Below are 18,271 nucleotides of genomic sequence, written 5' to 3'. Positions count from 1 at the left end.
AAAGTCTTCGTTATATACTTTGTGATTCGATTAACAACCTGATTGTTGAATGGCAAAATATATTCACCATAAGAAAATAGCCTTATTGTTTATTTTTCCACAGATGTTGGTTACGTTACTATTTTTTATTTGGCCAACATGCTCTGCAGTGGTTCAGTCGGTTTTTTTTAGTGACTCTTTTGGTTTGCATAACCGTTTTGCCGGGTTAACAAATTTTTTAGATTTATTACACGATCCTGGCTATGGACGGGCCTTATGGGTTACGTTAATCGTTGCATTTTTTGTGACTTTAATCACCATGAGTCTCGGTTTGCTGATAGCCGTTTTATTACAAAGTCGTTGGAAAAGTCAGGCTATTTATAAGTCCTTGTTGCTTTGGCCTTATGCGGTTGCGCCCGCTGTTGCCGCTATTTTATGGCGTTTTCTCTGCCAGCCTTCTATTGGCTGGCTGGCACAGGGTTTGCAAAGTTTTGGAGTTCAGTTTAATTATCTGGTTAATGCCAAACAAGCGTTGTTTGTGGTGATATTGACAGCAAGCTGGCAACAATTCAGTTATAACTTTCTTTTTTTCTTTGCGGCTATCAAAGCGATCCCCCCTTCTTTAATTGAGGCAGCAATACTCGATGGCGCTTCGTCATGGCGACGTTTTTGGCAAATTATTTTCCCACTTATTTCTCCAACCAGTTTTTTTCTATTAATAATGAATTTAATTTATGCTTTTTTTGATACGTTTGGCATCATTGATATCATGACCAATGGAGGACCGGGCAATAGCAGTACTACTTTAATTTATAAAGTATATAAAGATGGTTTTATTGGAATGGACCCAGGAAGTTCATCGGCTCAATCTGTCATACTCATGCTGGTTGTTATTTCATTGACGTTGCTTCAGTTTCGCTATCTGGAGAAAAAGGTTCATTACGCATGATTAATATGAAAAGCTGGTTGATCCATAGTATATTGTCAGGTTTTGTTATTCTTTTATTCGTGCCTCTTTATTTGGCGATCGTGGCTGCCAGCCATGAAAGCACGGCCATGATGCAGGCTCCATTACCTGTTTGGCCAGGTACCGCATTGTTCCACAATCTTAAAATTGTACTCACCGAGGGGCTTGTTGCCGCGGAAGGTCAACCAGTGTGGCAACTCTTGTTGAACAGTTTGCTCATGGCTTTTTTGATTGCCGCCGGCAAAATAATGTTTGCGTTAATGTCAGCTTTTGCTCTGGTTTATTTTGAGTTTCCTTTTAAACGGTTTTCTTTTGCTTTAATTTTTTCAACCATGATGTTGCCTGTGGAAGTAAGAATCGTGCCGACTTTTCAGGTTATTGCTTCGTTTGGCTGGTTGAATAGTTTTGCCGGTTTAACGTTGCCATTAATGGCTTCAGCAACGGCTACTTTTTTATTTCGACAGTTTTTTAAAACTGTTCCCAAAGAGTTGGTCGACGCTGCCAAACTGGATGGTTCAGGGCCAGTTCGGTTTTTTCTGGATATCCTGCTACCCTTATCTAAAACGCAAATCGCGGCGTTATTTATCATCCTGTTTGTGTATGGCTGGAATCAGTATCTCTGGCCGTTGGTGATTACAACAGATAGTTCAATGGCTACCATTGTGATGGGAATTCATTATCTGGCAGGAGTCGCAGACGAAGTGCCTCAATGGCATTACATTATGACTATTGCTCTGATTGCTTTATTACCGCCTTGTCTGGTAGTGATAACCATGCAACGCTGGTTTGAAAAAGGGTTAACACATTAATGGCTACCGTTAATTTAATAGAAGTCAGTAAATTTCATGCTCAACAAAAAATTCTTGAGCGAATTAATCTAAGTATAGATAAAGGCGAGTTTGTCACTGTAGTAGGGCCTTCAGGCTGTGGTAAATCAACATTGTTGCGTCTGGTTGCGGGTTTGGATACGGTAAGCGCCGGGCGTATTTTAATTAATAACCAATGTGTGAATTCGATTCCACCTGCCAAACGCGATATGGCGATGGTTTTTCAAAACTATGCGCTTTATCCCCATATGACTGTTTTTGATAACATGGCTTATGGTTTAAAAATGCGAGGCATGAAAACCGGACTTATTCAGCAAAAAGTTAATGAAGTAGCCGAATTGCTGCAACTTGGCGATTATTTATTACGCAAACCCCAGGCGCTCTCTGGCGGACAGCGTCAACGAGTGGCTATGGGACGAGCCATTGTACGTTCTCCTGCGGTGTTTCTATTTGATGAACCACTTTCTAATCTGGATGCCAAACTTCGAGCGGAGATGCGACAAGAGATAAAAAAATTACACCGGCAATTAAATACCACATTATTGTATGTAACGCATGATCAGACAGAGGCTATGACTATGGCTTCACGCATTTTAGTATTAAATAATGGGCAAGTCGAACAAATTGGTTCGCCCCAGACTTTGTATAAAGAACCTGCATCACTCTTTGTTGCCAGCTTTACAGGTCATTATCCCATTAATTTTTTATCGGCTAAAGTAAATTCTGTCACGAATAAAATAGAAACGGATATTGGTATTGAGTTACCGTTACCCTTGGCAATAAAAACACTTTCTCATAATGAAGAAGTGGTTGTAGGAATCAGACCCGAACATTTAAATATTGTTTCCCCGGATAAAGAAAAAACTATCCCTGTCAAGGTAGAATTTATTGACGATATGGGTGCAGATAAACTCATTCAAGGGGTTAGCCTTTGTGGCAAAGCACGTTTTGCGGTAAGGGCATCTGGAGATACCGAAATCGTTGATAATCGCCTTGGCTTGGAACTTGTGATAAATAAAGCTAATCTATTCCATCAGAAAACGGGTTTACGGCTAGGAGGATGGTGTGACTAAGGACAATAAGGAGTTACGTGATATTGATCGGCCATTTTATCGTTATTGGCAGGCATGGTATCATTCTTTCTTTAATCCCCTTTTATACATTGATGTAGGAAAACGTTGGAAGGGATTTGGCGTACTTTATTTTTTATTATTAATGCTCATTGTAACAATCCCGTTTTACCTACGTACCGCAATTAATTTTAATCAATTCTTTAATGAAGATCTTATCCAACCCCTGGAACAATTACCGGCGGTTTATATTCAAAACGGTATAGTATCTTTTGATAAGCCTATGCCTTATTTTATAAAGAATAAAAAAAATCAGATTGTTTCCATAATAGATACGACAGGGGCAGTAACGACAATTAATGAGACTTATCCTCATTTACAATCGCTTATCACCAAAGACAAGTTTTTTTATCATTTCCCTACACCTCATTTTTTCTTTGCAGAGACAGACAAAACAAAAGCCGACATGCCCGTCAATGTGTATACGTTTGATAAAAATACTAATACGGTGTTTGTAGGAAAGGAATGGGTGAAGGCATCAAAGCTTAGGCATTTAAAGATTTTTTTTACAGTCTTGCTCTATCCAATGATTGCTTTTATGTTTTTCTCACTATTTTTAACTATTTTTCTGGCGGTGGCTTTAATGGGGCAACTGGTAGCTTATCTGCTGAAATTTCCAGTTGGATACAAACAGGCTTGCCGATTATTGCTTGTCAGTATCACGCCGTCCATGATCATTTTATGGGTTCTGATGGCATTAAACTGGGTTCCTGCCGGATTAGGAATTATTTTATCAGCACTGGGTGCCTTGTATTTCTGCTTTGCATTATTGTCTCTTAAACGCGAAAGTCAAAAATTGGTGATCCAGTGAGAGATCTGATTCATTTCGCTCATGGTAATGGTTTTCCTGCCCTTTGTTACAGGCAATTATTTAATTGCCTGCAAACTCGCTATGATTGTTGCTATATCGATAAAATTGGTCACGACCCCAGGTTTCCGGTAACAGACAATTGGATGTTGTTAGTTGAGGAAATAATTAACAGTATCAGGGAACAGGCAACTCAGCCAGTTATTGCTGTAGGCCACTCTTTTGGAGGCGCGTTAAGTCTTTTAGCGGCAACAAAACAACCTTCTCTTTTTAAAGCCGTAGTGATGCTGGATTCGCCTTTACCTGGTCGCTTTAAATCCAATGTTGTCCGTCTGGCGAAAGCGCTTGGTGTCATTGATAGAATAACGCCAGCCTACCGCACTCGTGGGCGCAAGGAGCACTGGCAGAATAAAGAACAGCTTATTAGCTATCTAAAAAGCAAGGAATTATTTAAAACGTTTACTGATGCCTGTTTGCAGGACTATATTGATTACGGTCTGGAAAAAAAAGAAGAAGGTTATGTGCTTCGTTTTGATCGACATATCGAATATTTAATTTACCGAACAATTCCTCATAGTCTATCTGACTATGAAAAAAAATTAACTGTTCCCGCAGCGCTGATTTATGGCGATGAAAGCAAGGTGGTGGACAGATTTGATAGACGCTATATGAAAAAGTACTATCATATTTCTAATTATAAAATCAAAGGGACGCATATGTTTCCTATGGAATATCCAGAGAAAACCGCAGAACAGGTTTTTGCAATACTGGATGCTATACTGGAGAAATAGGAGAACAGACTCTTGGTAATGCCGCGGGTAGAGATTTTGACTTAAGGCGAATTGGAAGGGCGCCAGAGCGCAGAATCGGGTGTATAAACATAACTAACAGGGATTATAGTCAAAGGAGAAAATAGTGCTACATGGTCTGATTATTTTACTGGTATTGTCCGCGGGTCTTTTTTTAGTAACAAGGCAAGCTTCTTTAATGGTATGGACTATTAGTTATACTTTATTGGCCTTATTAGTGGAGCAATATGGCTCTCCTGGTTTTATTGCCCAAACAGTATTGTGGGGTATATTTGCAATATTGGTATTGAGTTCAATAAGACCTTTACGCCAATATCTGGTGTCTCGTCATTTATTTGCTGTTATCAGCAAAAGCATGCCCGCAATGTCCTCTACCGAGCGCGAAGCGCTGGAAGCTGGAACAGTGAGCTGGGAAGGTGATTTATTCAGTGGCTCGCCTGATTTCAATGTATTACTTAATACACCTGTCATCAAATTAACGGCCGAAGAGCAGGCTTTTATCGAAGGCCCGGTTAACGAATTATGTCGTATGATTGATGATTGGGATATTACTCATGTCCGTACCGACATGCCGCCTGAAATGTGGCAATTTATCAAAGAAAAGGGTTTCTTTGGCATGATCATTCCCAAAGAATACGGTGGTCTGGATTTTTCGGCTACAGCTCAGGTGGCCATTTTAGCTCGTCTTTATGGACGCTCTGTAACAGTAGGAAGCACCGTTTCTGTGCCTAATTCTTTAGGGCCGGCCGAATTGTTATTAAAATATGGCACCAAAGAACAGAAAGAATTTTATCTTCCTCGTCTGGCGAATGGACGAGAAATTCCCTGCTTTGCCTTAACAGGGCCTAATGCGGGTTCTGATGCGGCGTCAATCCCTGATAAGGGAATTGTATGTCGCCAGATGTTTAATGGGCAGGAAGTATCAGGTATTCGTCTTAACTGGGATAAACGTTATATTACTTTGTGTCCGGTTGCGACAGTCATTGGCTTGGCCTTTCGGCTGTTTGATCCTGACAATCTATTAGGAAAAGGGATTGATGTGGGAATCAGTTGTGCATTAATTCCTGCGGACACACCGGGGGTTATTACAGGGCGGCGTCATTTTCCATTGAATACAGGTTTTCTTAATGGTCCTACGCAAGGAAAAGACGTTTTTATCCCGATGGATTACCTGATCGGCGGCGCTGCCATGGCTGGTAACGGTTGGCGAATGTTAATGGAATGCTTAAGTGCTGGCCGTGCTATTTCTTTGCCTTCCAGTGCTGCCGGAGGGACGCAGGCGGGTGCTTTGGCCAGCGGTGCTTACGCAATGATTCGTAAGCAGTTTAATCAGCCCATTGCTAATTTTGAGGGAATAGAGGAACCCTTGGCACGCATCGCCGGAAATACGTATCTTATTGACGCTGCTTTGGCAATGGCTGCTGCTGCGATTGATCAGGGTGCCAAACCTTCGGTAGCGGGAGCGATATTGAAATATAATACAACAGAACGCGCTCGTCGGGTTGTTATGGACGCAATGGATATTCATGGTGGCAAGGGCATATGTTTAGGCCCTAATAACTACTTGGGGCGTGGTTACCAAAATGCGCCTATTAGTATTACAGTGGAAGGAGCCAATATTTTAACACGTAATTTAATTATTTTTGGACAGGGAGCTATTCGTTGTCATCCTTATTTGTTTCAGGAATTGGAAAGTGTTCGAGAAAATGATCTCAAGGCATTTGATAAAGCATTTTGGGGGCATGCCGGGTTTATACTGGCCAATTTAACGCGATCCTTAATTTTTGCTTTTACGGATGCTCATTTTACTTTTACCCCCAAAGGAATTGCAAAACGTTATTATCAACTTGTTTATCGTTATAGTACTAACCTGGCATTTCTTGCTGATTTTTCCCTGATTATTATGGGTGGCGAATTAAAACGGAAGGAAAAAATCTCTGCCCGCTTGGGTGATGTATTAAGTCATTTATATTTACTATCCGCTGTTCTTAAACGTTTTCACGATGATGGGGAACCTGCTGAGGATATTCCACTTCTGGAATGGTCTTGTCAGCAATTATTACATGAAACGGAATTGGCCATTCAGGGAGTTATTGAAAATTTTCCCTTGCGTTGGGCTCGTATTGTGCTGAAATTAATTCTTCGTCCCTTTGGCAGTCAACGCTTAAGGCCCTCTGATCAACTAGGCCATCAATTAGCTCATATACTTACCAGACCTAATGATTCCCGATCGCGTTTAACCCGATTTGTTTTTACCGAATCATTGCCTAATTGCGCTTTGGGGCGTCTTGAAGAAACTTTTTATAAAATCATTGCCGTTGAAGCACTTGAAAAGAAAGTGAGTCGTGCTGTTAAAGAAGGGGTCTTGCATACACTCACTTTACTTGAGCAAATTGATGAGGCTCAGCAGGCAGGGATTCTTGATGCGAAGGAGGCCCAACAATTGAAAGAGGCTGAATATGCAAGGCAGGCAGTAATCGCGGTGGATGATTTTGCTGATGAAGAGTTACGTCGTCATTCAAACGATCCTTTTTCTGCAAAAATAAAAAATAAAATAAAAAATGAAGATGATTTAACAGAAATGGTTTAATTGATAAATGAGAAGTAATCGAAGCATCACAAACGATCATTATGCTTGAACCACTAGTCACGCGTTAGAAAGTAGAACGACTGGAGTGATTGGGTCGTTTTACTTTCAAGTACTTAAACCCCATTATATGGGTATTGCAGGATCTTATTATTTTCTCTATATCATCGGAGATCAGACTTATAATTATTTACGTAGTTTTTACACTTACACTGTCAGATTGCAAATTAACTCCAATTGGTTCGTTTTTTTGTTTTTCTGGTTGAAAAATACCATGAGAAGAGGCAATAGCATTTTTTAAATGATTGCCGGAAGAAAGTGCAGATTTTAAACTATGAATTAAATCACTCATTATGGCTTTATTTGTTAACGGGTATAAATGCTCCTTCTGTTCTTTTGCCTCTATTGCATTTTGCAGAGAAGAAATCGAATTTGAAATATCTCTTGAATTCAGACCGTATCCACAAAGTAGTTTCACACTTTTTCTTAGCTGTGGAAAAATTACAGTTCTTTGTGAATAGCAATTAATAATCAGGTGAATCGTAACATTAAGAGCTGTGATACCTGTTTTACTCGCGGTACTCACTTTAGCTCCTTTTTGGAGTAGTAATTCCATTAGCTTAACGTTCCCGACTTTTCTTGCTGCATAGATGAGTGCTGTCATCCCTTCGTTGTTCTGTAAATCAGGATTAGCTCCCTTTTCAAGCAACAATTTAACCATTACGTCACTACAATTGTTACAAGCATACATCAGTGCTGTCGAACCATCGATACTCTGTGAATCAGGGTTAGCACCCTTTTCAAGTAATAGTTCGGCAATTTTTGGATGACCATAGCCAACTGCCCACATAAGAGGATACATTCCTCCATCACATTGATTAATCAACTCTTCATTTTGAGATAATGCCAAGGCTACCTTTTTTATATTTCCATGTTTAATCGCGTCATAAAAATCAGCCACGTTGATTTCGTTTTGCTTAACAAGAGGTAATAGAAATCGTACGGCATCTTTAATGTTGATTTCGATTGCAGAATCTTTTTTAGTGGATTTTAATAATTTCAGGGCAGCCTGAACCGGGGTATCCTTGGCATTATTTTTTATAAAAACGTCAGCTGCTCTATGTATTAACTCTTTGACAATGGTTACTTGGCCGGTAATGGTTGCAATATGAAGTAAAGTATTGCCGGAATCATCCCTAAGGGTGTTCAGATTAACTCTTCTTTTTAATAATAATTCTTGAAGCACTTCCAGCCGACCTTCACTGGCTGCCTGATAGAGTAATTCTTTTTCTGTATTTGATAATTTCTTCTTTTTCCTGGATTTAACAGGAAGGAAGGGTGGTGAGTCTTCTATTACCGGTGGAGATTCTCTGAGATGTAAGTTGAGCATTTGCTCATGATTTTTTAACGCTTCCTGAATTACTTCGTCTGGTTTCCCTTCTAATTTTTCTTCAATCAACCTGTTTGCAGATTTAATTTTTCCATTATGGATTAATTGAAGGATTACGGAGTTCCAATCATTATCATTCGCATGAGAGAAAGTAAAAGAGGTTGCCGGCTGAGTGGTTGAGCGCAGTGCAGTCATAAGCTGCTTCACTTGATGACGTTCATCCTGATAGATGAATAAGCAAAATTCAGCGCGTGTAAACATTGTAATTAATTGATTCAGGAAAGGGGTAAGCGTATCGTTAGCTTTGCCTTCTTTGGCACGATGAATTTTTTCTTCACTGGTTTCTACCTCAATAAACGCAGCATTTACTTTGGTGAACGCATCAAGGTCTAACGGACGATAAGCTAATACTTTTTTAAACTCAAGCCCTTTAATCTCTGTTATATCGAATATTAAAGAGGCTCCTGGAAAACGGGCTGCGGCTTCTTTTTTAAACTGCGGATGAGTCACAATCGCAAAATCAGCTCCCCTGGTCATATGCTGGATGGATGCCAGGTCTTCTGGAGATAATTTGTTGTCTATCCAAACCAGTTGCCCTGAATTTTCTTGCGCTTGATTACCAGGACGTATTTCAAGGTATGCATTTTTGTCTGCAATACCGCCAGCAATTTTATGCTTAATCTTGATAATTTTATTGATCAGAGGAAAAACACACTCTCGGCAGCGGTAAGAGGCAGGCAATTCTACATGAATTATCTGAGGAAACATTTGTAAAAGGAAAGGCCGTATTGATTTGGCATCTGCTAAACTTTGATGAGGATCAAGAGCGATGTAAATTTTTCCATCTTTTGCCATTTTAAATAACAGTATAAGTTGTTGCCGTGACAGATCTTGTCCTTCATCCACTACAATTAAATCATAGATGGGCGTAACTTCTAGCTGAAAGAAAGCAGGATCAATGAGTTGATTATGCCTAAGATAAGTTAAATAAGCTTGATAGGCGTCCGCTATCCATTTTATTTCTTGTTCCTTGGTAAAAAGCAAGGATTTTTTACCTTCTTCTTCCAAGGTGAAAGAATGAATACGAAAAGCCTGATAAATTCGCTCGTGATTTTCGGGACGCAGAAAATGATCTTCTACCAAGGGAAGAGTTATTCTATCGTTATTGTCCTTTTGTTTTCCTTTTTTTATAGTTTTTACCAGGATTTGATAATCGCGAATGTAGGTGGGTAGCCAAGAATAAAAATTTTTTTTATTCGGTTGATCGTAGCTTTCATCGTTCGAAATCTCAGCAAAAGTCATTCCGGCCGCCTCCGGATAGTCTTTTACTATCATCCGATAGGTTTTAAATTGAACGTTATCTGATATTAGTCCCTGAGATTGAGGAAGATCTTGCCACATTTGCTGCATTGCATAGACTAAAGGTAGCGATTGGGTCACATAAAGAATTTTTTTATTCAGCAGATCAATTTGTGAATCAACATAATGGGCTAACAGGGATAAAGAAACACATGATTTTCCTGAGCCGGGAGGGCCACTAATCAACATCTGTGGCGCAGATAAATTTTGTAATGCATTTTGTTGAATTTCATCGAGAATGATAAATTTTTTCTTATGATATTCCACAGGAGCATAGACCAAATTTTCTTTATTTTCGTTATCCGGTTTGGGTAGATTCAAAGGGTCTGGCAATTCCTCTTCGAAATGATCATGGCGAATGGATTCACTAATTGCTTCCGCATTTTTCTCCAGATAGTTCTTCAATACACCTGGTTTTAGAAATTTTGATTTCTGATAATCGTGATTTAATATTTCTTCCAATAATAAAAGATGTGATTTGCCTGCAATTTCAACTGTGGTAAACAATAAACGATCATATTTGTTGACTCGTACGCTATAAACACGATAGCCTTTCATTTTTTTTAAATCCAGGCCCGTTTCAGCATAGTTTCCTGAAAGCAGGGCGGAAATTACGTCATTATATTTGGCAAGAATATGTGTATCGCCCATTATTCCTTGCCAATAAAAGATCTTGTCTGTCATATTGATCTCAAAGTGAATTCATCTCACTTAAATTCGTGAGCTTTGTAGTGGAGTAATAAAGTAAAGGATGATTTTAAATCTTATTTATCAAAAAACAAACCAGATGATTATAAATTTTTTAAATCAGAATTACTCATTTTTTTAGAAGATATTCTTCGCCTTTTATTTTTATAGTATTCTATGTGAACCTTAATGCTGTGATTAAGTGTAATCTCAACAAAATAAGAACCATGCTGAGTTGTCCGATTTTTAAAAACCGGATAGAGACTATCCAATCCATACAAAGAAATAAATATGATGAAAAAGAATTATTTTATACAAGGGGTAGTTTTTCTTGTCTTGGCACAAACTATGGTTGGAGTAAATATTGTTACCTCAAAGCTGCTTCTTTCTTCCATTCCAGTATTAATTTTATTAGAAATTCGCTTTTTATTGGCAACGTTGGTATTGCTTCCTTTACACTGGGCAAACCCTGCTTCCCGAAAAAATTCGCTGGCAACTTATTTTTCCGAGCTGACACATCGAGATTGGCTTTTTATCTTTGCGCAGGCCCTATCGGCTGGCGTTTTATTTAATTCTCTGATGCTTACCGGATTAAATTATACTGATGCGAATGTAGCAGGCATCATTACCAGTGTTTTACCAGCACTTATTGCCATTCTCTCATGGTTTATTTTGCATGAAAAAATATCGGCTCAAAAGGCATTATGTATTATTTTTGCTACAATAGGACTTTTTATTATCGCCTATGATAAATTAAACGGGATTAGCGATTCCCATTCTTTTCTTGGTGACGGCATTGTTTTATTGGCTTTGTTGCCAGAGGCTTCCTACTATGTGCTTTGTAAACTATACGCAAATCGTCTGCCTTTATTTTTAACATCCGCATTGCTTAATGGAATTAACGCGCTCTTATTATTGCCAGTACTATTTCTTATACCTTGGGAACCAATGAATATCCATAGGGTAACCTGGTTTATTTTGTTTATTATCGGATTAAGTTCCGGATTATTTTATGTGTTTTGGTTTATAGGTGCCCAACATGTTGATGGAATAATGGCTTCTCTTTCCACAGCCATCATGCCAATTGCAACGGTCATCCTTGCCTGGATTGTTCTGGGGGAGGGGTTAACTTCACTTGAATTAACAGGCATGGGACTTGTTCTATTCTCCATTATTTTATATGCAAGAAAATAAAACCAGGCCAGAAGTATATCCTGATGGAGAAACACTCCTGACAATTTGAACCCAACAAGGAGAAAACTTGTTGGGTAAGAGGTTTAATTTTTTTGTAAAGATTCTATCACCGCGCCTAAAAATCGGGTGGCTTCTCCGCCTGTGACCGCTCGATGATCAAAGCTTAAAGACAATGGTAATAAGCGATGAGATTCAATTTTACCGTTATTATTAACAATAGCTCCCTGATATAAACGACCCACTGCTAAAATGGCAACCATAGGAGGGACTATAATTGGACTGGCAAAACGGCCGGCAAATTTTCCAAAATTAGATAACGTAATAGTTGCACCCTTTAAGTTTTCAGGTGCTACAGCACGCTCACTTACTGATTTTTTATAGTCATTAATCATTTTACGCAACTGCTGGCCTGAACAAGATGCTGCATCATGGATGACAGGCACAAACAGTCCTTCATCATTATCCATGGCTAAACCCAGATGCACTTCTTTAAAACATTTACGTGCGCCATGTGTCGTATCGAACCATGCATTTAAGGCCGGTTCCTGTTGACAGGCATACACAATAGCTTGTATTAATCGCACAGTGATATCGCTTTCTGTAGTCCAGCCTTCAATATCTGCCTCATCGAAAATACTGACGGGGACTACTTCCTGGTGTGACTGGACCATACTATTGAGCATGGCACGGCGAACACCTCGCAGAGCCTCATATCCTTCAGGCAATTGAGTTCGTTTTTCCGCCGCTTTTTGAACATCCTCACGGGTAATTAAACCATGCTCGCCGCTACCGCTTAAGGTTGCTAAATCTACCCCCATTTTTTTTGCGAATAAACGAACAGCCGGTGTTGTTTTCGCTCGATGAGGTGGCGTGCGTCCTGAACCAATAATAAAATGATCATCACTGACATCGGTACTTTCCTCAAGGTTACCCACAACAGTACCTTTATCTGCCCGAGGAGCTTCTACCGCTTCAAAACCGACCAAAGGGTCGCCTGTTTTTATAACATCGCCAGGTTTACCAAATAATTTAATAATGGTTCCTCCCTGCGGACAGGGAACGTCAACCACCGCTTTGGCTGTTTCCATGGATACCAAGGGTTGATCCAATGTAACGGAATCACCTTCTTTAACAAACCATTCATGAATTTCAGCATCAGGCAATCCTTCGCCGAGATCAGGTAAATTAAAAATTTTCATTATTACTCCATTATGTTCATGACACTGTCTTTAATGCGGGAAACGCTGGGAATATAATGTTTTTCCAATTGGAAATAGGGCATCACTATATCGTAACCCGTTACCCGTTGTACGGGGGCTAATAAATCCGTCATCGCGTTTTCCATTAACTGAGCAGAAATCTCAGCGCCTACGCCGCCTGTTTTTGCACCTTCGTGCACAATAACACAGCGACCCGTCTTTTCAACTGAGGTTAAAATAGTGTCGATGTCCAGCGGCTTGATAGTTGCTACATCAATCACTTCACAAGAAATGCCTTCTTCAGCTAATTGTTTAGCCGCTTGCATTGTTTCATAGATACTGGCGCCCCAGCTGATGAGGGTGACGTCTTCCCCTTCCTGTAAAGTGAAACATCGACCTAAAGGTAATTCCTGGCCATTGTCTTCTACCGGCTGTTTAACCAGTCTGTAAATACGTTTGGGTTCCAGAAAAATAACCGGATCAGGATTTCTGATTGCAGCAAGCAAGAGACCGTAAGCCCTTTTGGGAGAGGAGGGAATGACGACCTGTAGACCAGGAATATGAGCAAACAACGCTTCTGTACTTTCAGAATGATGTTCTGGTGCACGTATTCCTCCACCAAAAGGGGCACGAAACACCAGAGGACAATGCAGGCGACCTCGTGTCCGGTTTCTCATGCGAGCTGCATGGGAGATGATTTGGTTCATAGCGGGGTAGATAAATCCCATGAACTGAAACTCAGCCACCGGTTTTAATCCTTGCAAGGACATACCAATGGCAAGTCCTGCAATCATTGATTCGGCCAGAGGAGAATCAAAAACACGTTGCTCGCCAAAACGTTCCTGCAAACCGACAGTAGCGCGAAAAACCCCACCGTTTTTACCGACATCTTCACCAAAAACCACAACATTTTCATCTTGAGCCAATTCGTACGCCAAGGCTTGTGTCACTGCTTCAATCAGGGTTATTTCAGGCATGAGCCGCTTCCTCCATGGCTATTGCACGTTGTTCAATGAGGTATTCTGGTAATTCAGCATAATGATAATCAAATATACTGGCGACCGATTGCGCGGGACGAGCCAAATACTCTTCGACAGCTTGCTGGACTTCTTCCGCGCATTGTTTGCTTAAGGTGTCCTCCTGAGATTTATCCCATAATTTCCGTTGTTCCAAATAATGTTTAAAACGGCTAACAGGTTCTTTTAATTTTGCTTTTTCAACTTCGTCACGCGGCTGATAACGGGAAGCATCATCGGCAGTGGTATGATCGCAAAGCCGATAAGTTAATGCTTCGACCAGAGTAGGTCCTTCACCACAACGGGCTTTTTCAATGGCCTCACCTATAACATGACGACAGGTTACTACATCGTTACCATCAATCTGGATACCATCAAAACCGGCAGCAATTGCTTTTTGAGCAATCGTGGGGCTTGCTGTTTGTTTTGATAAAGGGACAGAAATAGCCCATTGATTATTATTAACGACAAAAACAACAGGTAAATTCCACGTTCCTGCAACATTCATTGCTTCATAAAAATCACCCTCTGAGGTTCCTCCTTCACCAATACAAACCACGGCAACACGAGGCTGTTTACGGTACTTGAAAGCAAAGGCTACTCCTGTGGCATGCAGACACTGTGAAGCAATAGGTACGCAAATGGGTAAATCTTCAGAACCGCAGGCAAATTGGCTGCCGCGTTCATCGCCACCCCAATAAGATAAAATTTCAGACATTTTAACGCCGCGCTGAAACTGTGCGGCATAATCACGATAATAAGGAACCAGCACATCTTCAGGTCGCATGGCGTGACCAATCGCCGTTGAAATAGCCTCCTGTCCATTAATCGGGGCATAAGTACCCATTTTTCCAGTACGTTGTAACGCAATGGCTTTTTTGTCGAAAGTTCTGGCGCGTACCATAACGCGATAAAGCTCTTTCAGTATTGATTGGTCATTAATCAATGAAGGTAAAGAGTTACATGGTTCACCATTTTCATTGATGAATTGAATAAAAGGTACTTCAAATCGAGCAATTGTTGTCACAGCCTGTCTCCTTGTTAACAACGTATGGCATAGAATACTCATAATTTTTTGCAAAAACCAGTTGTTGACTTTATCTGTATTGACAGGTTTTTTATAGATCTCAATGGTATACTGAGGTTCATTATAATTCTCAGGGGCTTTTGATCTCGGAAAGAAGAGAAAATAGATAGTTCCTTGCTTAAAATGGGAAAATTGTGAGCAAATTTAGTGTTTTTAATTTGAATTACAACCAGAATTTACTAAATAATTACCAAAATTTGGCTAAATTGCCGGGTTTTGTTCTTTTAGAAAGCAGTGATAAAACAGTGGGACGCTATGATATCCTTAGTGCTTTTCCTTATGAAAAAATAATCCTTCCTCGTGAATCAGATCATAAACAACAGGTGTTCAAGCACCTGCAGCAGTTACTTCCGCGAAAAAAATCGGTCATTGATTTACCGTTTCAAGGCGGTGCGATAGGTTATTTTTCTTATGATCTGGCCACCTGGTTGGCAGGAGTGGCTTCTTCTCCCCAGACCAATCTTCAAGATATGCCTTTGGTCGATATCGGGATGTATGATTGGGCAATTATTACTGATCACCATTTGCAACAGGTTTGTTTGTTTGCAGCAAATGATCGTTTAGAAACAGCAGAGATTTCAAAGGAAATTTTGGCTCGTTGGGAGGAAACTAATAAGGAGTTCGATTTTTTTACCGTTGAGAAACCATTCTCGCCAATGCTGTCTAAAAGTGAGTATCAGGATGCTTTCTATTCCATTCATCAGGATTTAAAAAGAGGGCGGGCTTATCAGGTTAATTATACGCAATCGTTTAATGCGCCTTATCGAGGGGATGCCTGGGTGATTTACAAAAAGATTCGAATGAATAATCCGGTTCCTTATGCTGCATTTCTTAGAACTGATGAGGCGGATATTCTTGGTTTTTCGCCAGAACGTTTTCTTATGATGGAAAAGAATTATTTACTTACGTCCCCTATCAAAGGCACTGAAAAACGCTCCTCAAATCCGCAATTGGATAATCAATTACGCGAAAAGTTAGTAAGAAGCGCTAAAAACAGGGCTGAAAATGTTATGATTGTCGATTTACTACGTAATGATTTAGGTAAAATAGCACAGCCGGGTTCTGTTCAGGTACGAGCTTTATGTGAAGTTGAAAGCTATCAGTCAGTTCACCATTTGGTAAGTCATATTGAAGCCCTGTGTCTGGAAAGTAAATTTCCTTTAGACGTCTTTCAGGCTTGTTTTCCCGGTGGCTCTATTACAGGCGCGCCTAAACTGGAATCCATGCGTATCATTGCAGAGCAGGAGCAACACGGACGTGGCATCTATTGTGGCGCCATTGGTTATTTTTCTCAACACGGACGCTTTGATACGAATGTTGCTATTCGAACTCTGACCGCGCGCAATGGCGTGCTGCATCTGGCGGCAGGTGGCGGGATTGTTATTGACTCTGATTGGGAAGACGAATATCTTGAATGTTTCACTAAAATAGCAGCGATCACTAATGGACTTCAGTGAACGGGGAAAAAACCCGGAACAACAAGCAGCGGTGATTGTGCTCTATGAACGCGCTAGTGACTCATTAATTCTCACTCAACGAAGCGCTAATTTGCGTAATCATCCCAGTGAAATTTGTTTCCCTGGTGGAAAATGGGAACAGGGTGATGCAAATTTGTATGAGACTGCTTTACGAGAATTACAAGAAGAATTGGGTATTTCATCGCAACGTGTCCAACTCATAAGGCCAATGACCCCTGAACGAACTTTAACCGGGTATATTATTCATCCCTGGTTATCCTCCATTGAAACAATCGCTCCTTATTCCATTGATAATAATGAAGTTTCCGATATTTTTAGTTTGTCAATGAACGATGTGAGCAAGGCTTCAAATTACCAGGAAATAATGGTTAGCCGCTTTGGTTTTTCTATTAAAAGTTATCAATACACCGCTACTCCTCACTTTGTATGGGGCGCAACAGCACGTATTATGATGCAGTTAATCCGGTAGGCTCTATTGGGTTAATTTAAACCAAAGACACTTGTTGATTGAGTTTACAAACAAATGATAGATGTTTTATAATTGAGCACTTTAAAAGTAAGCTAAGCCAGTGAGGTGATTGTGAGGGTAGCGTTTTTTGTTAGTAGTATAGGTGATACAGATTTAGCATTGAATACGATCAAATCCATGGAGCAGAAAGGTCAAAATGAAACGCTTCTTATTGCACTCACTAAAACAGCAGAACAACGTATAAGCAATTTTCAGTCTTCATCGCTTGTCCTAAAACATACGCTCTCTGAAATATTAAGTGTGGAAAATTTTTCTGTAGGACTTTGTACAAAAGACCAACTTGATATTATCATTCAGTATATCAAGGATAAAAATATAAACTATGCTTATTTTGGTGTGCCTTCGGTAAGCAATGAAATCCCTTTTCAAATTGCAGAAGCTTTGGAAGATACGCCCATCCTGATGGCCTATGAATTTATGTTTAAGCCCGAGACTCATTGTTTATGGGAATACGTGCCTAAATTAAAAAGCAAACCCAATGTTCATTGGGCATTACCATTAGCTGACGCAATCGATGATTTTGAGATCGATGACGTAAGTAAAGTACATATTACCGGCCACTTGAGCCTAAATAATGCATACTCATACGACTCAACACGAAATTCAGAAGAAATTAGAGAGAGGTTGCAGGTATCGACGAGTTCAACATTGGCTTTTGTAAGTAGTACAACACAACCTGTTATAACTGATATAGGATTTCTAGAATGCTTATTGGCAGAGCTGCCTGGTCATCCTAATGTACAAGTACGCTTTGGTCTTCATCCTGGCATCCAGGATTTAGACAGTTATGTTAGTGCTATACTCGCGGTTTATGAAAGGCACTCGAGTGCACACGAACAATTTAAAATTATTTTACCAGATAATTTATTAGATCGGTTTAAAAGACCAGCATTCTCTATCAATCACCCATTGCTACAACATGCGTTTTTAAGGATTAATATCAATGGGGCTGATGCGTCCTTCGCAGCTGATAGGGTAGCACAAGCTGTACCTGGTGCACTTTTAAATCAATCGGTGATAGAAGGGAAACCGTCTTACGCTCACTCGGGAAAACCTTATCTGCCTAAGCGGTATTTTTCGAATAATCTTGCAGCATTTTTTTCGGAGACTCGCAAGACTCTTCGTGAGAAAGCAGATCTGGGTTTGAATGGAAAATCAGTTTATGAAAACTATGTGGATATCATCGCCGGCTAAAGAAAAAATAATGCCTTTTTAGGCTATGAGG

The 18,271-nt window shown here is 40.0% G+C and carries 14 protein-coding genes; 10 read left to right on the top strand and 4 right to left on the bottom strand.

Annotation, left to right across the window (positions count from 1 at the left end):
• Nucleotides 1–49: 49 nt before the first annotated feature.
• The 6 genes from T345_RS0107555 to T345_RS0107530 all read left to right on the top strand — a co-directional run bounded on the left by T345_RS0107555 (nt 50) and on the right by T345_RS0107530 (nt 7,110).
• Nucleotides 50–928: an ABC transporter permease subunit gene (locus T345_RS0107555; RefSeq protein ID WP_028388808.1), complete on the top strand. Its 879-nt coding sequence runs from the start codon at nt 50–52 to the stop codon at nt 926–928.
• Nucleotides 929–933: 5 nt separating this feature from the next.
• Entirely contained in the window at nt 934–1,755 is an 822-nt protein-coding gene (ugpE, locus tag T345_RS0107550) for a sn-glycerol-3-phosphate ABC transporter permease UgpE (RefSeq protein WP_084273763.1), read from the top strand.
• The gene (locus T345_RS0107545) at nt 1,755–2,846 is read left to right on the top strand and encodes an ABC transporter ATP-binding protein (RefSeq protein ID WP_028388806.1); all 1,092 of its coding nucleotides are present in this window, start codon (nt 1,755–1,757) and stop codon (nt 2,844–2,846) included. The genes ugpE and T345_RS0107545 overlap by 1 nt, the downstream gene beginning before the upstream one ends.
• Entirely contained in the window at nt 2,839–3,714 is an 876-nt protein-coding gene (locus tag T345_RS0107540) for a DUF1189 family protein (RefSeq protein WP_028388805.1), read from the top strand. Before T345_RS0107545 ends, T345_RS0107540 begins: the two co-directional genes overlap by 8 nt.
• The gene (locus tag T345_RS0107535; RefSeq protein ID WP_028388804.1) at nt 3,711–4,502 is read left to right on the top strand and encodes an alpha/beta fold hydrolase; all 792 of its coding nucleotides are present in this window, start codon (nt 3,711–3,713) and stop codon (nt 4,500–4,502) included. The genes T345_RS0107540 and T345_RS0107535 overlap by 4 nt, the downstream gene beginning before the upstream one ends.
• Before the next feature lie 124 nt (nt 4,503–4,626).
• The gene (locus T345_RS0107530; RefSeq protein ID WP_028388803.1) at nt 4,627–7,110 is read left to right on the top strand and encodes an acyl-CoA dehydrogenase; all 2,484 of its coding nucleotides are present in this window, start codon (nt 4,627–4,629) and stop codon (nt 7,108–7,110) included.
• Between the two features lie 187 nt (nt 7,111–7,297).
• Here the strand turns inward: T345_RS0107530 and T345_RS0107525 are convergent, their stop codons facing one another.
• On the bottom strand, nt 7,298–10,540 hold the full coding sequence (locus tag T345_RS0107525; protein WP_084273762.1) for an ankyrin repeat domain-containing protein: 3,243 nt from the start codon (nt 10,538–10,540) through the stop codon (nt 7,298–7,300).
• Nucleotides 10,541–10,837: 297 nt separating this feature from the next.
• On the opposite strand from T345_RS0107525, the gene T345_RS0107520 reads away from it, so the two are divergent.
• Entirely contained in the window at nt 10,838–11,737 is a 900-nt protein-coding gene (locus tag T345_RS0107520; protein WP_423202097.1) for a DMT family transporter, read from the top strand.
• 83 nt (nt 11,738–11,820) lie between these two features.
• Here T345_RS0107520 and T345_RS0107515 read toward each other — a convergent pair whose 3' ends face one another.
• The 3 genes from T345_RS0107515 to pdhA are packed head-to-tail and all read right to left on the bottom strand — an operon-like array spanning nt 11,821 to nt 14,979.
• Complete coding sequence (locus tag T345_RS0107515; protein WP_028388800.1) at nt 11,821–12,936, bottom strand: dihydrolipoamide acetyltransferase family protein; 1,116 nt, start codon at nt 12,934–12,936, stop codon at nt 11,821–11,823.
• 2 nt (nt 12,937–12,938) lie between these two features.
• Nucleotides 12,939–13,913, bottom strand: coding sequence for an alpha-ketoacid dehydrogenase subunit beta (locus T345_RS0107510; RefSeq protein WP_028388799.1), 975 nt, complete (start codon nt 13,911–13,913; stop codon nt 12,939–12,941).
• On the bottom strand, nt 13,906–14,979 hold the full coding sequence (gene pdhA, locus T345_RS0107505) for a pyruvate dehydrogenase (acetyl-transferring) E1 component subunit alpha (RefSeq protein WP_028388798.1): 1,074 nt from the start codon (nt 14,977–14,979) through the stop codon (nt 13,906–13,908). Before pdhA ends, T345_RS0107510 begins: the two co-directional genes overlap by 8 nt.
• A 194-nt stretch (nt 14,980–15,173) precedes the next feature.
• Here pdhA and pabB point away from each other — a divergent pair, with 194 nt between their 5' ends.
• The 3 genes from pabB (at nt 15,174) to T345_RS0107490 (ending at nt 18,240) form a co-directional block, all read left to right on the top strand.
• Nucleotides 15,174–16,496, top strand: coding sequence for an aminodeoxychorismate synthase component I (gene pabB, locus T345_RS0107500; RefSeq protein WP_028388797.1), 1,323 nt, complete (start codon nt 15,174–15,176; stop codon nt 16,494–16,496).
• Nucleotides 16,483–16,986, top strand: coding sequence for an NUDIX hydrolase (locus T345_RS0107495; RefSeq protein ID WP_028388796.1), 504 nt, complete (start codon nt 16,483–16,485; stop codon nt 16,984–16,986). The genes pabB and T345_RS0107495 overlap by 14 nt, the downstream gene beginning before the upstream one ends.
• A gap of 177 nt (nt 16,987–17,163) precedes the next feature.
• Complete coding sequence (locus T345_RS0107490) at nt 17,164–18,240, top strand: hypothetical protein (RefSeq protein WP_211249731.1); 1,077 nt, start codon at nt 17,164–17,166, stop codon at nt 18,238–18,240.
• Nucleotides 18,241–18,271 lie beyond the last annotated feature (31 nt).

The organism is Legionella fairfieldensis ATCC 49588, assembly GCF_000621525.1.
Lineage (GTDB): Bacteria > Pseudomonadota > Gammaproteobacteria > Legionellales > Legionellaceae > Tatlockia > Tatlockia fairfieldensis.
The sequence above is the reverse complement of the archived record's forward strand: the minus strand, read 5'-3'. Positions and strand labels throughout refer to the sequence as shown.